Source organism: Pseudomonas sp. C9D1, from assembly GCF_056491235.1.
The window spans coordinates 461,856-475,035 of sequence record NZ_JBSZIE010000003.1; the positions used below are offsets into that span (position 1 = coordinate 461,856).

Consider the following 13,180-nt stretch of genomic DNA (forward strand, 5'->3'; position numbering starts at 1 on the left):
TTGCAAAGCCGATGACAGGTTGTCGTGCGGCAGAGACGAGACTGCCTCCAACGGACCAGGGACGGGACCATGAGCCTCCACGTCGTCCAGCGTAGCCAGCCGTTTCTCGAGGTATTGATGTGAGCACCACGGCCAACCGATTCTCTTCCCTGCTGCACCTCGTGCGCCTGCACTTCGGCGTCAGCGCTGCCGTGCTGATCGAGCCCGACGGCCCGCTCGCCTGCGATGGCATCGACCAGCAGCGAGCCGCTCGCACGCTGGTTTCCGGCACTCCCCAACCGATCGCCCGCTGCCCCATCGCCGATGGCGGCGGCGAGCTGCTGCTGTTCGATGACCAGCCCCGCGAGGTGGACCAGCAGGCGCTGGCCGAATTCGCCAGCCTGGCGAGCGAATTGTTCACCCGCCGCCGCGAAGTGCTGGGCATGCGGGAGTGGCTGCGGGTGCTACGGGAAAAGGAACAGCGCCTGGCCCTGGCCGTGGCCGGCAGCGGCACCGGCATCTGGGACCGCGACGTGGTCAACGGGCTGATCCACTACTCGCCCGGCTGGAAATCGCTGCTGGGCTATGCCGACGATGAAATCGGCACCCGCATCGAGGACGCCTACGTCCGCGTACACGCCGACGACCTCGAATACGTCCGGCGCACCATGCTCGACCACTTCGAATCGCGCAGCGATCAGTACAAGGTGGAGCATCGCCTGCGCCACAAGGACGGCCACTTCATCTGGGTAAGCAGCCGCGGCCGTGTGGTCGAGCGCGATGACCAGGGCCGCCCGCTACGAATGATCGGCACCACCACCGACATCACCGAAATGAAGCGCATGGGCGAGCGCCTGGAGCAGAACCTCGAACTGCTGACGGAACTGACCAACGAGATCCCCGGCATGGTCTTCCAGTACATGGGGCGCCCTGACGGCAGCGGCAGCTACCGCTACATCAGCGCCGGCAGCCTGGACGTCTACGGGCTGTCCCCCGAACAGCTGAAACTGCCCAACGGGCGCGAACGCATCCTGGCGCTGGTCCACCCGGACGACCTGCCCGCCTACCAGAACTCACTGGAAACCTCCGCCCTGGCCCTCACCCCCTGGCAGATGGAATACCGCGTACTGATCCCCGGCCGCCCCACCGGCTGGCGCCAGGGCAATGCCCACCCCAAGCGCCTGGCTGACGGCAGCGTGCTCTGGCACGGCTTCATCACCGACATCACCGAACAGAAGCGCATCGAGGTCGAACTGCAGGCCCTGGCCACCACCGACTTTCTCACCCAGTTGCCCAACCGCCGCCATTTCATGGCGCGCCTCGAAGAAGAACTGGCCCGGCTGCAACGCGCGCCGGGGCGTGGCGCGGTGCTGCTGATGTGCGACCTGGACCACTTCAAGGTGATCAACGACCGTTGGGGCCACGGCGTCGGCGATGACGCCCTGCGCCACTTCGCCGCCCTCCTCGCCGGGCAGATGCGCCGTGTCGACCTGGCCGGCCGCATGGGCGGGGAAGAGTTCGCCGTGCTGCTCAATGAGGCGGACCACGCCAGCGCCCTGGCCTTCGCCCAGCGCCTGCAGCAGCAGATGCTGGAAACCCCGCTGCGGCACCAGGGCGAAGTCATTCCCCTGACGGTCAGCATCGGCATCACCACCCTCGATGCCGGCGACGCCAACGCCGAAGCAGCGCTTTCACGCAGCGACCTGGCGCTCTATCGGGCCAAGGCGGAAGGACGCAACAGGATCGAGATGCACTGACGCTGCCACCCGGCAGCCAAGCGGGCCGGCGCACCCTTGCGATGCGCCGGCTACCGGTCAGTCGGTGCCGTACTTCGGCGAACGCGGACCGTAGAGCAGGCCACCGTTGTAGCCGGTGGAGAGCAGGCGCGCGCTGGTGATCCCGGCGATGGGATAGGACGCATCCTCCATGGAGCTGTTGATGATCTGCTTCACCGCAGCCGTCACCAGCATGCCCACCAGGCCGCCACCGTTATTGTTGTTGCCTTCCTCGCTGGAGGCGCTCGCCGAGCCGGTCCACAGGGTGGTGCCGCTTTTCAGGTCGACCAGCTTGGCGCTGGCGGTAACGATGGATGCACTGCTGATCAGCATGTACTGGGTGCCGTACTCGCTCACCGTGACATAGAGCGCAGCATCGGCGCCGTAGACCTCGCGCAGCTTGGCCGGCGGCAGCTGGTGAATGTCACCGGGGCTGGTCAGGCCGTTCTGGCGGAAGGTTTCGTCCACCAGCGCCACCGGCACCACGTAGTAACCGGCCTCGGCGAGCGGGTAGGTCACCTGGGACAGCATGCTGTAGGTGGCCTTCACGTCGGGCGACTCGTTCAGCGGCGGCAGCACCAGAATCGAGCGCGGGCGCGCTTCCTTGTAGGCCGAGTAATCGACGCTGCGGGTCGGCGCGCAGCCGCTGACCAGGGCCGCCAGCGCGGCGCAGGCCAGCAGGCGGGAGAGTAGACGGGTCATTGGGCGCCTCCCTTGGCGTTCTTCATGAGGAAGTCCATGTACGAAGCGGATTCGGGGAACAGCGCCTTCTCGGTCTCAAAGGAACGCATCATCTCGTCATCCTTGCCCAGGCTGGAGTACAGCAGGCCGAGCTGGGCGTGATAGCCCGGCGGCACCGCGCCGTTCTTGGCCCGGATCTTCTGCAGGTCGGCTTCCAGCGCCTCCACCTGCGCCTCCTTGGATTCGCCCTTGAAGTACTGGTTGACCTGGGTCTGGTAACCCTCCCACTGGTACAGCGTCTTGGGGCCGCTGCAACCGGCCAGCACCATGCTGCCCAACAGCGCGGCCGCGCATGCGATTGTCCTGCTCATGTTCATGTCCTGACGTCCCTGTTTCAGTTCTGCGGCTTCCAGGCGCCGCTCTCCACCGCATTCACCAGCTTGTTCACCGCCTCGCGCATGGCCAGGTCGAGCACCTTGCCGTTGAGGGTGGAGTCGTAGCTGGCGGTGCCGCCGAAGCCGATCACTTCGCGGTTGGACAGCGCGTACTCGCCGGCGCCCTGGGTCGAATAGACGACCTCGGAGGTGGAGATGTTGACGATGTTCAGGGCCACCTTGGCGTAGGCGATCTGGGTCTTGCCGCGGCCGAGGATGCCGAACAGCTGGTGGTCGCCCACTTCCTTGCGGCCGAACTCGGTGACGTCGCCGGTGACCACGAAATCGGCACCCTTGAGGCGCTGGGCCTGGCCCTTGATCGCGGCTTCCTGCTGGATCTCGCTCATGTTGTCGCGGTCCAGCACGTTGAAGCGGTTGGTCTGCTGCAGGTGAGTGATGAGGATGGTCTTGGCCTGGCCGCCGAGGCGGTCGACGCCATCGGAGAAGATGCCGCGCATGTAGCTGGAGCGGTTATCGAACTTGCCGACCGCGATCGGCGCGCGCACGCCACTGTAGGGACGGTTGACGCTTTCGACCTGCTGCACGGCGACGGCGGTGGAGGTTTCGGTGGCGCAGCCCGACAGGCCGGCCAACGCCACCGTAGCCAGGATCGGCAGCAAAGCGGTTCTCGAAACGATGCTCATGGGGTTCTCCTTGAACGAGCGGAAGGTGCCGGCGACGGCCGCCCGGTGGGCAGCGGTGCATCGGCGGAGGTGATGGGCGAAGCGATAAGACTGGAGACGCCCTGCGGGGACGATTCCCCACATGCATCCCCCGGAAAATCTGCCGAATGTGATTGCGTCGGCGAAATACCATGCAGCGCACGGCCGCGCACCTGATGGCGGGCCCTATGCAGTGCGTGATCGGCAAGGGGGCGGAACGAGCGGGCCAGAGGAAACCCGGCCGGGCTGAGGGGTGAAGACAACATCCAATGTCCTGCGACTACGACTCCATGGATCTTGCTCCCCAGCAGCGCGCCGACGCCGCACGCGGGCGGCCGTCCGGGCCTGGGGAACAGACTGGCGCGGAGGATACTGGCCTTTCGCCGTAAATCCGACGATCGGCCGACCAGCGGACGTATCGGCTGGACCTGCTGATACCCCCGTCACACACCCACGCCAGCGCGGCTGACGCCCCCACTGCAACCAGGGCGGAAGCCGCGCGCGACGCGACCTGAGGCAATTTGCCGCGAGGCTGGCAGGCCCAAGCCTGCATAGATTCAATCCAGATGATTAGCCTTGGAGCCCTGCATATGGATAGCGAAAGCGGCACACTCGACCTTGACTACCAGCGGATTCACCGGGAGGCAACGGCACTGGCCGGCACCCTTACCGACCTCGGCCAGCGCGCCTCGGTCTACCACCACCTCTACGAGGATTCCGGCGGGCGCAACGTCTTCCCGCTGATCGCTGCCCACGGCGCGCTCTGGGGCGCCGGCTACTTCGCCCTGGGCATGCGCGTGGGCACCCTGCTCTCCGCGCAATTCCTCTTCACCCCCACACTCCGCCACTACAAGCTGCGCCAGCTGCACGCCTTCGCCGACGCCTTCCGCGAGATCAACCGGCGGGTCTGCGTCGAGGCCTATACGGCCTATCACCTCAGCCGGCTGCATGGCCAGGCTGTCGGCATCGAGCGCTACCTGCAGCCACGCCTGCTGGCCGCGCTCAACCGCTGCCACCAGGCCCAGGCGCTGGGCGAGCCGCTGCCGCAACCGGTGCGACGGGAGCTGTTCGAAGCGTTCTTCCTCTGGGAGCAGGAAGTCATAGTCGGGCCCGCCGTGGAGCATGCGCTAGCAACACTGGACTGGCCACTGATCCGCCAGGTAGCGCTGCGCCCCCGCATTGAGTTCGCCTACTTCGCCAGCAGCCGTGATATGAAATTCAGCGACTTCGCCAGTACCCGGGAGCGCATCGAAAAAGGCATGCGTGCCTACGAACTGGCCGAGCAGGCCGGGCTGGATCGGGTAGAGGCTGCTCTGAGTCGCTACGGCGTGCTACCACAGGCCTTCTTCCATGACTCGCTCGCCCATTTCCGCGCCCTGCGCCAGCGCCTGAACCTGCCCGAGGCGTTGCCCGCGACCGGTTGAGTCGCCAGGTGCCTGGGGCGGGGCCGTAAAAAGGTGTGAGGGAATGCCAGGCAATGAAAAGCCCCGGCACGAGCCGGGGCTGCGGGTGTAACGCCAGCCCGTGGTTCAGGCGGGATAGAGGTGGACGATGCGCTTGCCGTTATGCAGGTCATGGATCTTGTAGCCCTGCAGCACGCTCTCCCAGAACGACGCCGCGATATCGCTCTCGATCTCCAGAACCAGCTCATCCTTGCCCCGCTTCTTCAGCAGGTCGATGATCTGGGCCACCGCGCGCCTGCCCACCCCCTTGCAGCGAGCGGACGCTGCAACGAACAGCCGGAATATCTCGAAAAAGCCCGAGTTGCCGGCAGAAGCGCCTCGGATCACCGCAAAGCCGACGTAGTCGCCCCCAAGCGCCACCAGGTAGCACTCCTCGTCCAGCGCCGCGGACAACTCCCCGCTCATCACCTGCCTGAAACTGCTGTAACCATCCAGCTCGAGCAGCTTCTCCGCAGCCTGGATACCCGGAGCGCCCGCCAGGTGAATGGAAACCCGATCCGACATGAAGAACTCCTTTCCGTGATTGATTTCGGGCGCATCCTAGCGACTGGAAACCCGCCGCAATTGATCCGGCGCATGGATCGCCGCACTCTCCATCCCCCTGCCATTCGTGTTCGTGACGGGGTTGGCAACGCTGCTGAGCTAGCCGGTACATCGAGCGCAGCGCAGAGCTCACAGGTCGTCTCTTCCGGCCGGATAACCGTCTTTCCTGATAAACTCCCGCGCCTGTCTCGCAGGGCCTCAAACTGGGCCAGACCGACACTGCCTCGTCTGAGCGCTTCCGTTTCCCTGCATCGCCGTGCCAGTGAGTCGAATCGCCACTTGCTGCCGGCCTCAAACCGCCCCTTATCAGCTGTACGAAAAATGCTCAACGAATCCACCGCAACCCCAGCAAACACGCGCCCTGCGCTGTCCCGCCGCTTTTCCGTTGCGCCGATGATGGACTGGACCGATAGAAATTGTCGGTTCTTCCTGCGCCTGCTTTCGCGCCATGCGCTGCTGTACACGGAGATGGTGACCACCGGGGCGCTGCTCCAGGGGGATCGTGCGCGTTTCCTGCGCCATGACGAGGCAGAGCCCCCCCTGGCGCTGCAGCTGGGTGGCAGCGTGCCGGCCGATCTGGCGGCCTGCGCGCGCTTTGCGGAGGAAGCGGGTTACGACGAGGTGAACCTCAACGTCGGCTGCCCCAGTGACCGGGTGCAGAACAACATGATCGGTGCTTGCCTGATGGGGCACCCGGCGCTGGTGGCCGATTGTGTGAAGGCGATGCTGGATGCGGTGGCGATCCCGGTGACGGTCAAACACCGCATCGGCATCAACGGGCGCGACAGCTATGCCGAGCTGTGTGATTTCGTCGGCCAGGTCCGCGACGCCGGCTGCCGCAGCTTCACCGTGCATGCGCGCATCGCGATCCTCGAAGGGCTGTCGCCGAAGGAGAACCGTGAAATCCCGCCGCTGCGCTACGACGTCGCCGCGCAACTGAAGCAGGATTTCCCGGATCTGGAGCTGATCCTCAACGGCGGCATCAAGACGCTGGATGAGTGCACGGCCCACCTCGAGGTATTCGACGGCGTGATGCTAGGCCGCGAGGCCTATCACAACCCCTACCTGCTGGCGGGCGTGGATGCGCGGCTATTCGGCGACCAGGCGCCACAACCGACCCGGGCCGAGGCCCTGACGGCGCTGCGTCCCTATATAGAGCGGCACATCGCGGAAGGCGGGCAGATGCACCACATCACCCGCCATGTGCTGGGCCTGGGCCAGGGCTTCCCCGGGGCGCGGCGCTTCCGTCAGCTGCTTTCGGTGGACGTGCACAAGACCCAGGACCCGTTGGGCCTGCTGGATCAGGCCACCGAGCTGTTACGCGGCCACTAAGCCGCGCTCTGGCTCCGCGCCAGGCAGTAACCCTTCTGCCCTTCGGGCACCACCAGGCCGCTTTCCAGCATGCGGCCAAGCACCTGGCGCACGCTGATCAGTGACAGGGGCTCGCCGGCGGCGTTGAGGCGCTCGTGCAGCAAGCGGGTGGAGATGCCGCCGGTTTCCTGGCTGGCATCGCAGAGTACTTCCAGCACCTTCAGGCGGGGCAGGCTGGCCTTCAGGCCGGCCTCCTGGAGCATGTGGCGCAGGTGCTGGTGGTCGCTCATCGGCATGGCATGACTCCTTGTTGTATCTGTTGCCTGTTCGGCTCGCATCGAGGCTGGCTGTCCTGCTGGCCTCTTTTCCCCCTGCAATTTCAGGGGTTCTACTAATAAAGACGAACGAGAACGAAAAACCCGCAAGAAAAAAGGAAAAAAATCCAAATCCGGCGGTCAGACTGCTGCGGCGGTTCCGCTCGATCCCTCAGGGAAGAATGACGCGGGACAAGGCCACGAATTTACCCGCACCGCCCCGTTGAGCGGGCCAGGCGGCTCGGGTAAGGTCATGCAATCTGCAACGACAAGGCTTCGTCCATGACATCCAAGCTGGATCAACTCAAGCAGTTCACCACCGTGGTCGCCGACACCGGCGACCTCGACGCCATCGCCCGCCTCAAGCCGGTCGATGCCACCACCAACCCCTCGCTGCTGCTCAAGGCCGCCGCCCTGCCCCGCTACGCCGAATTGCTCGACGCGGCGGTCGCCGGTAGCGCAGGCGACCTGGGCCTGGCCTGTGACCGCTTCGGCGTCGCCGTCGGCCAGGAGATCCTCAAGGTGATCCCGGGCCGCATCTCCACGGAAGTGGACGCCCGCCTGTCCTTCGACACCCAGGCCACGCTGCGTCGCGCCGAACGCCTGATCGGCCTCTACGACAAGGCCGGCATCGGCCGTGATCGCGTGCTGATCAAGATCGCCTCCACCTGGGAAGGCATCCGCGCCGCCGAGCAGCTGGAGCGCGACGGCATCCAGACCAACCTCACCCTGCTGTTCAACTTCGCCCAGGCAGTCGCCTGCGCCGATGCCGGGGTCTTCCTCATCTCGCCCTTCGTCGGGCGCATCTACGACTGGTACAAGAAGGCCGAGGGCCGCGACTTCGCAGGCGCCGAAGACCCCGGCGTGCAGTCGGTCTCGCGCATCTATCGCTACTACAAGGCCCACGGCTACGACACAGTGGTCATGGGGGCGAGCTTCCGCAACCTCGGCCAGATCGAGCAGTTGGCCGGCTGCGACCGCCTGACCATCAGCCCCGACCTGCTGCAACAGCTGGCTGACGACACCGGCACCCTGGAGCGCACGCTCAGCGCGGGCAATGACAACGAGCCGCGCGTCGCCCTGGACCAGGCCCAGTTCCGCTGGCAGTTCAACGAAGACGCCATGGCCACCGAGAAACTCGCCGAAGGCATCCGCCTGTTCGCCCGCGACCAGGAAAAGCTCGAAGCCCTGCTCAACGCCCGCCAGAAATAAAAACGCGCGCGCAGCCACAAGGCTGCGCGCGCGGGTTCACCAATCAGGGGGAAAGACGATCAGCTGCGCTCGAGGGCGCTCACCAGATCGTGGAAGGCTTCTCGATTGGACTCGTTGAGCCCCATCAGGATGCGGTGTGCTTCCAGCACCTTGGTGCGTACCACGTCCTCGGTCTGGTCCTGCGGAGGCAGGTCTTCCAGGCATTCCGGGCATGGCAGCGGCTTGCCGACGATATTGAACACCTGGTCGAACCCCATCGACTGCAACAGTCGAGTGATGTCCGGGTGGGTGGTCACCACGGTCGGCAACAGTCCTACCTTCTGCCGCGAGAGGATCGACAGCTTGGCCAGCAGGCCCAATGTAGTGCTGTCGATACTGCGAGTTTCCGTGAGATCGATGACGATCGCAGAGAAATTCAGCGCGGAGAAGATCTTTTCAATGGTCGCATCCAGAGCCGAACACAAGGTAAGGCGAATTTCACCGACGAACTTCAGGACGAAGGTTCCGTCCTGCTCGGCAAACTGGATTTTACCGGTACTCATGCAAGGTTCCTGCTCAACACCAGCAAGGCGATATCATCCGGCATCTCGCCCAGATTGGCCAGTCCAAACACCTGTCGCAAGCCATCCAGACTGCCACCTGCCGTGCACACCAATTCCGGTAGCACAGCCTCTTTTTCTTTGAGCGTATCTCCCGGCAAAAGGTCCAGAATGCCGTCGGATAAAAGCGTCAGGCTGAAGGACTCCGGCAGCTCGAGGACCTGGTCCTCGTAAGTCGCCTCATCGAACAGCCCAACCGGAAGGCCGCGCCCGCTCAGGTAACGCGCCTTGCCTTCGCTGAACAGCACCGGCAGCGGCAGGTGCCCGCCAATGCTGTAGGTCAGAAGACCGCTTTCCTCGTCGATCACCCCGCCGAGCATGGTCACGTGCTTGCCCAGCTTGCAGTTGATCAACCCACGGTTGATATGGCCGAGCACATCGGAAGGCTTGAACTCGGGAAGCAACCCACCCCGGCGGGATTCGTACAGCAGCCGGGTGGTCATGAATTTCAGCAGCACGGTAACGAAGGCCGACGACGCGCCATGGCCGGAAACATCGGCCAGGTAGAAAGCGACGCGGTGATCGTCCACGCGGAAGTAGTCGACGAAATCCCCCGACAGGTACAGCGACGGGATGATCTGGTGGGCGAACTTCAGCCCATCCACCGTCCAGGGCGTCACCGGCAGCATGTTCATCTGCACCTGGCGCCCGGCGTTCTGGTCTTCCTGCAGCAGGTGCAGGCTGGCCTGGAGCTCGCGGTTGGCCGCTTCCAGCTCTTCGCGGTAGCGCTGGTTCTCCACGCGCAGGGCGTGGCGGTCCAGCGCCCGGTGCACCGAGTGCTCCAGTACCGCCAGGTCTTCCAGGGGTTTGATCAGGTAGTCGGCCGCGCCCAAGCGCAGCGCTTCCACGGCATCGCTCATGACGCCAGCGCCGGACACGACAATGACCGGGGTATCGGACTGGAGTTGGTTGACGCGGCGGATGAGTTCGAGGCCATCGACCTGTGGCATGCGCAGGTCGCAGATCACCAGGTCAGGACGTTCCTGCTCGAAAACCTGCAACCCCTGCAAGCCATTGGCAGCCTGCAGGACGCTGAAACCACTGTCTTCCAGATAGGCCGCAAGGCTTGCGCGCACTACCTCGTCGTCATCGATGATCAGCAGCTTGGCACTGGTATTGTGCATGGAGTATCCAGGCAAACGGCGCCATGGGACGGGCTGGTTGAACACCCGGCCCAAGGCCCTGGTGCGCGTATGGGGGTTCGCTTTAAGGCGCAGACGGTACTCCCATCCGCGGGGCGATTCAAGCGTGCACCGATTGTCGAAACCCGCCTTTACACAAGAAATCGACGGGAGTTATAAGAAGCTCGGGGAGAGTCCATCAAATACAAGAGGACAGTGGCAATGAGCCAAAGCGATCGAGCCTATAGCGAGAAACGCGATTTCATCCGGATGCAAGTCGAAGCCCATGTCGTCCTGCATCATGCCGGACGCGAGATTCCCGCCCTTTGCCGCGACCTCTCCAGTACCGGCATGCAGCTGGAAGCGGACGTGGAGCTGGCGATCGGCGACAAGGTCAAGGTCCACATCCCATCCGACCACGCCGAACTGCAGGGCCTCCTGGCTGAAGCCGAGGTGGTGCGCCTGAGTGATAGCGAGAACGGTGGCAAGTCCATCGGGCTCGCCATCATCTCGATGCGCTGAGCAACGCGCGGAAACGAAAAAGGCGGCCCGATGGCCGCCTTTTTCATACCCGCGAACGCTTAGAAGTCGTCCTCGACCTCGCCGTCGCGCACCTTGAACTCACGGTTCTGCAGGTAGGCGTTGCGGATGAAGTTGTACTTGTCGCCCTGGATGAACTTCTCCGCCGACAGCAGGTTGGCGCGGGCGTCGATAACGTTCACGCCACGGATCACGTTGCGCGTCGGCACGTGGTCGATGTACGGGTACGGGCCCAGGTAGCTGTCCGGGATCTTCGCCGGCGCATCACGCAGGGTGCTCGAGCCCAGCAGCGGCAGCACCACGTACGGGCCACTGCCCACGCCCCAGGCGCCCAGGGTCTGGCCGAAGTCCTCGTCGTTGCGCTGCAGCCCCATGCGGGTGGCCACGTCGAACACGCCCAGCAGGCCGAAGGTGGTGTTGAAGATCAGCCGACTGGTGTCGACGCCGGCGTCATGGAACTTCGCCTGCAGCAGGTCGTTGGCCAGGTTGCCGACATCGCCGACGTTGTTGAAGACGTTGTGCACGCCACTTTCGACGAAGTCCGGGGTCACCGCCTGGTAGCCCTGGGCGACAGGCTTCAGCGCATAGGTATCCAGGGTGTCGTTGAAGCGGAAGATCACCCGGTTGACGCCTTCCCACGGATCGCTTTCCGCCGCATTCGCCGCCAGCGGCAGCAGTGCCAGCCCCGCTACGCAGCACACACGACCCAGACGATCGAGCCACCCGGTGGCGATCATTCGCATTGCAGACTCTCCTAGAGAAAAGTAGTGTGGCGAACCCGTGGGCCGCCCGGTGAGGCGCGCATTATACGGCCATCGGGAACTCAATAGGCAGCATAGCGAAGGCGCCCGATGCAGGAAAAACGATTGCTTCATATTGCCCGCATCCCGGTGCGCTGGGGCGACATGGACAGCTACGGCCACGTCAACAACACCCTCTATATCCAATACCTGGAAGAAGCCCGCGTCGCCTGGTTCGAGCAGCACGGCATCCCCATGACCAACGTCGAACAGGGCCCGGTGGTCCTGCAGACCCTGCACACCTACCTCAAGCCCGTGGTGCACCCCGCTACCGTGGTCATCCAGCTGTTCGCCGGCAAGGTCGGTACCTCCAGCCTGGTGGTCGAGCACCGCCTCAGCACCGAGGAAGACCCGCACACCCTCTACGGCGAGGGCTACTGCAAGCTGGTCTGGGTCGATCACGCCGGCAACCGCCCGGTCCCCGTGCCAGCCAGCCTGCGTGAGCTGATGAACGGCAGCTGAGCCGTCATCTTTCCTTAATCCAGCCGTCATGCGGCAGGGCTAGGCTGGGGCCTGACCCCGTCAGGATGACCTTGCCATGCCCACCAGCACACCGCCCGCATTCAATGCCCTGCTCTTCGGCCTCTCCGGCTGCCTCGTGGATTTCGGCGCCAGGACGCTCCCCGTGGCCCTGACCCGCACGCTGCCCCGCTGCACCGCGGAGCGCCTGCAGGAAGCCGCCACCCTGCCGCCGACCCAAGCCCTCGGCCACGCCCTGCAACGCCCGGCCAAGGCCGCCGAACTGGCGCGCTTCAACGAAGCCCTGGCCAGCGCCGCCGATGAACACGCCGAAGCCGCACCCGGGCTGGACCAGCTCCTCGACCTGCTCGCCGCCCGGCAGATCCCCGGCGCCTGGCTCGACGAGCTGCCCGAAGGCACCACCCACGCCCTCGCCGGCCCCCTGGCCAGCACCCTGGCCGCCGGCAACGACCCCGAAAGCCGACCCTGGCCAGCCCCCGACGCCTGCTGGCGGGCCCTCGCCGCCCTGGGCGTGGAGCGCCTGGAAGGCTGCGTGCTGGTCAGCAGCGAACCGCGCCTGCTCCAGGCCGGCCTCAATGCCGGGCTCTGGACCGTCGGCCTCGCCGCCAGCGGCCGTCTCTGCGGCCAGGCCCTGGGCGACTGGCAGGCCCTTGCGGCCAACGAGCGCGACCCCCTGCGCGCCCGCGCCACCCTGGAGCTCTACCGCCTGGGCGCGCACTCGGTGATCGACCACCTGGGCGAGCTGCCCGCCTGCCTGGACGACCTCGCGGCGCGCCGGCAGAAAGGTGAAAAGCCCTGACCGCGCAATTGTTACAGCCTTGATCGGGATCAGGCGCGCGCGGCACTCCTGGATTAATCTCAACGACACGAGGGACCTTTTGGCAGTCGCCGGAGGTCCACTCCTGAGTCATATGAAAGGAGAACGCCATGTCTGAACGTCTGCAGCAGCAACTGCAAGAACTGCGCGAGCAGTTGTCCAGCGACGCCCCGATGGATGAACAGGAACGCGCCGAGCTGAACACGCTGATCCAGGACATCGAACTGCAACTGGCCACCGAACCGGCCACCCCGCCCGACGACAGCCTGGTGGACGGCGTCAACCTCGCGGTCGAGCGCTTCGAGATCAAGCACCCGACCCTGGCCGGCACCCTGCGCAACATCGTCCAGAGCCTGGCGAACATGGGCATCTGAACGCCCGCAAACGAAAAACCCCGGCCATGTGCCGGGGTTTTGCATTCTGGGGCCGTGGCCGGGCTTCAGCCCGGC

The 13,180-nt window shown here is 65.1% G+C and carries 16 protein-coding genes; 8 read left to right on the forward strand and 8 right to left on the reverse strand.

Going from position 1 to position 13,180, the window contains the following annotated elements; all coding sequences use genetic code 11:
- The first annotated feature begins 119 nt into the window (after positions 1-119).
- Complete coding sequence (locus ACXI0U_RS29630) at positions 120-1,736, forward strand: sensor domain-containing diguanylate cyclase (protein WP_479551249.1); 1,617 nt, start codon at positions 120-122, stop codon at positions 1,734-1,736.
- A 57-nt stretch (positions 1,737-1,793) separates the two neighbouring features.
- On the opposite strand, the gene ACXI0U_RS29635 is transcribed toward ACXI0U_RS29630, so the two are convergent.
- Genes ACXI0U_RS29635 through ACXI0U_RS29645 form a run of 3 tightly spaced genes read right to left on the reverse strand, consistent with a single transcriptional unit; the run spans position 1,794 to position 3,513 of the window.
- Positions 1,794-2,456, reverse strand: coding sequence for a DUF799 domain-containing protein (locus ACXI0U_RS29635; RefSeq protein WP_423501018.1), 663 nt, complete (start codon positions 2,454-2,456; stop codon positions 1,794-1,796).
- Positions 2,453-2,806, reverse strand: a complete 354-nt coding sequence (locus ACXI0U_RS29640) for a DUF4810 domain-containing protein (protein ID WP_184490295.1) — start codon at positions 2,804-2,806, stop codon at positions 2,453-2,455. Before ACXI0U_RS29640 ends, ACXI0U_RS29635 begins: the two co-directional genes overlap by 4 nt.
- A gap of 23 nt (positions 2,807-2,829) precedes the next feature.
- A complete protein-coding gene (locus ACXI0U_RS29645) occupies positions 2,830-3,513 on the reverse strand; it encodes a CsgG/HfaB family protein (RefSeq protein ID WP_021219068.1) in 684 nt (227 codons plus the stop codon).
- A 608-nt stretch (positions 3,514-4,121) separates the two neighbouring features.
- Between ACXI0U_RS29645 and ACXI0U_RS29650 the strand changes: the two genes are divergently transcribed.
- Positions 4,122-4,955, forward strand: a complete 834-nt coding sequence (locus ACXI0U_RS29650; protein ID WP_479551250.1) for a hypothetical protein — start codon at positions 4,122-4,124, stop codon at positions 4,953-4,955.
- 105 nt (positions 4,956-5,060) lie between these two features.
- On the opposite strand, the gene ACXI0U_RS29655 is transcribed toward ACXI0U_RS29650, so the two are convergent.
- Positions 5,061-5,498, reverse strand: coding sequence for a GNAT family N-acetyltransferase (locus tag ACXI0U_RS29655; RefSeq protein ID WP_479551251.1), 438 nt, complete (start codon positions 5,496-5,498; stop codon positions 5,061-5,063).
- Between the two features lie 360 nt (positions 5,499-5,858).
- On the opposite strand from ACXI0U_RS29655, the gene dusA reads away from it, so the two are divergent.
- Positions 5,859-6,869, forward strand: coding sequence for a tRNA dihydrouridine(20/20a) synthase DusA (dusA, locus tag ACXI0U_RS29660; RefSeq protein WP_479551252.1), 1,011 nt, complete (start codon positions 5,859-5,861; stop codon positions 6,867-6,869).
- On the opposite strand, the gene ACXI0U_RS29665 is transcribed toward dusA, so the two are convergent.
- On the reverse strand, positions 6,866-7,144 hold the full coding sequence (locus tag ACXI0U_RS29665; RefSeq protein WP_021219128.1) for a hypothetical protein: 279 nt from the start codon (positions 7,142-7,144) through the stop codon (positions 6,866-6,868). The genes dusA and ACXI0U_RS29665 overlap by 4 nt on opposite strands.
- A gap of 300 nt (positions 7,145-7,444) precedes the next feature.
- Here ACXI0U_RS29665 and tal point away from each other — a divergent pair, with 300 nt between their 5' ends.
- Positions 7,445-8,374 (forward strand): transaldolase, encoded by a 930-nt coding sequence (tal, locus tag ACXI0U_RS29670; RefSeq protein ID WP_265168386.1) that lies wholly within the window; start codon positions 7,445-7,447, stop codon positions 8,372-8,374.
- 59 nt (positions 8,375-8,433) lie between these two features.
- Here the strand turns inward: tal and rssC are convergent, their stop codons facing one another.
- Both rssC and rssB read right to left on the reverse strand, forming a co-directional pair.
- Positions 8,434-8,916: an anti-sigma factor antagonist RssC gene (gene rssC, locus ACXI0U_RS29675; protein ID WP_021219130.1), complete on the reverse strand. Its 483-nt coding sequence runs from the start codon at positions 8,914-8,916 to the stop codon at positions 8,434-8,436.
- A complete protein-coding gene (rssB, locus tag ACXI0U_RS29680) occupies positions 8,913-10,097 on the reverse strand; it encodes a two-component system response regulator RssB (protein ID WP_021219131.1) in 1,185 nt (394 codons plus the stop codon). Before rssB ends, rssC begins: the two co-directional genes overlap by 4 nt.
- Positions 10,098-10,316: 219 nt before the next feature.
- Here rssB and ACXI0U_RS29685 point away from each other — a divergent pair, with 219 nt between their 5' ends.
- Positions 10,317-10,616 carry a PilZ domain-containing protein gene (locus tag ACXI0U_RS29685; protein ID WP_021219132.1) on the forward strand — a complete coding sequence of 100 codons (300 nt, stop codon included), beginning with the start codon at positions 10,317-10,319 and terminating at the stop codon, positions 10,614-10,616.
- Between the two features lie 59 nt (positions 10,617-10,675).
- On the opposite strand, the gene ACXI0U_RS29690 is transcribed toward ACXI0U_RS29685, so the two are convergent.
- Positions 10,676-11,377 (reverse strand): MlaA family lipoprotein, encoded by a 702-nt coding sequence (locus tag ACXI0U_RS29690; RefSeq protein WP_479551253.1) that lies wholly within the window; start codon positions 11,375-11,377, stop codon positions 10,676-10,678.
- Between the two features lie 108 nt (positions 11,378-11,485).
- Here ACXI0U_RS29690 and ACXI0U_RS29695 point away from each other — a divergent pair, with 108 nt between their 5' ends.
- The 3 genes from ACXI0U_RS29695 (at position 11,486) to ACXI0U_RS29705 (ending at position 13,105) form a co-directional block, all read left to right on the forward strand.
- Positions 11,486-11,896, forward strand: a complete 411-nt coding sequence (locus ACXI0U_RS29695; protein ID WP_031287577.1) for an acyl-CoA thioesterase — start codon at positions 11,486-11,488, stop codon at positions 11,894-11,896.
- Positions 11,897-11,972: 76 nt separating this feature from the next.
- Complete coding sequence (locus ACXI0U_RS29700; protein WP_021219135.1) at positions 11,973-12,713, forward strand: HAD superfamily inactivated hydrolase PcrP; 741 nt, start codon at positions 11,973-11,975, stop codon at positions 12,711-12,713.
- A 128-nt stretch (positions 12,714-12,841) separates the two neighbouring features.
- The gene (locus tag ACXI0U_RS29705) at positions 12,842-13,105 is read left to right on the forward strand and encodes a DUF4404 family protein (protein WP_479551254.1); all 264 of its coding nucleotides are present in this window, start codon (positions 12,842-12,844) and stop codon (positions 13,103-13,105) included.
- Positions 13,106-13,180: the final 75 nt, after the last annotated feature.

What these genes read in the sequence shown, in the direction of transcription:
- tal (WP_265168386.1), top strand. Translation starts at nt 7,445, where the DNA reads ATGACATCCAAGCTGGATCAACTCAAGCAGTTCACCACCGTGGTCGCC.
- ACXI0U_RS29705 (WP_479551254.1), top strand. Translation starts at nt 12,842, where the DNA reads ATGTCTGAACGTCTGCAGCAGCAACTGCAAGAACTGCGCGAGCAGTTG.
- ACXI0U_RS29650 (WP_479551250.1), top strand. Translation starts at nt 4,122, where the DNA reads ATGGATAGCGAAAGCGGCACACTCGACCTTGACTACCAGCGGATTCAC.
- ACXI0U_RS29685 (WP_021219132.1), top strand. Translation starts at nt 10,317, where the DNA reads ATGAGCCAAAGCGATCGAGCCTATAGCGAGAAACGCGATTTCATCCGG.
- rssC (WP_021219130.1), bottom strand. Translation starts at nt 8,916, where the DNA reads ATGAGTACCGGTAAAATCCAGTTTGCCGAGCAGGACGGAACCTTCGTC.
- rssB (WP_021219131.1), bottom strand. Translation starts at nt 10,097, where the DNA reads ATGCACAATACCAGTGCCAAGCTGCTGATCATCGATGACGACGAGGTA.
- ACXI0U_RS29665 (WP_021219128.1), bottom strand. Translation starts at nt 7,144, where the DNA reads ATGCCGATGAGCGACCACCAGCACCTGCGCCACATGCTCCAGGAGGCC.
- dusA (WP_479551252.1), top strand. Translation starts at nt 5,859, where the DNA reads ATGCTCAACGAATCCACCGCAACCCCAGCAAACACGCGCCCTGCGCTG.
- ACXI0U_RS29695 (WP_031287577.1), top strand. Translation starts at nt 11,486, where the DNA reads ATGCAGGAAAAACGATTGCTTCATATTGCCCGCATCCCGGTGCGCTGG.
- ACXI0U_RS29700 (WP_021219135.1), top strand. Translation starts at nt 11,973, where the DNA reads ATGCCCACCAGCACACCGCCCGCATTCAATGCCCTGCTCTTCGGCCTC.
- ACXI0U_RS29645 (WP_021219068.1), bottom strand. Translation starts at nt 3,513, where the DNA reads ATGAGCATCGTTTCGAGAACCGCTTTGCTGCCGATCCTGGCTACGGTG.
- ACXI0U_RS29640 (WP_184490295.1), bottom strand. Translation starts at nt 2,806, where the DNA reads ATGAGCAGGACAATCGCATGCGCGGCCGCGCTGTTGGGCAGCATGGTG.
- ACXI0U_RS29635 (WP_423501018.1), bottom strand. Translation starts at nt 2,456, where the DNA reads ATGACCCGTCTACTCTCCCGCCTGCTGGCCTGCGCCGCGCTGGCGGCC.
- ACXI0U_RS29690 (WP_479551253.1), bottom strand. Translation starts at nt 11,377, where the DNA reads ATGCGAATGATCGCCACCGGGTGGCTCGATCGTCTGGGTCGTGTGTGC.
- ACXI0U_RS29655 (WP_479551251.1), bottom strand. Translation starts at nt 5,498, where the DNA reads ATGTCGGATCGGGTTTCCATTCACCTGGCGGGCGCTCCGGGTATCCAG.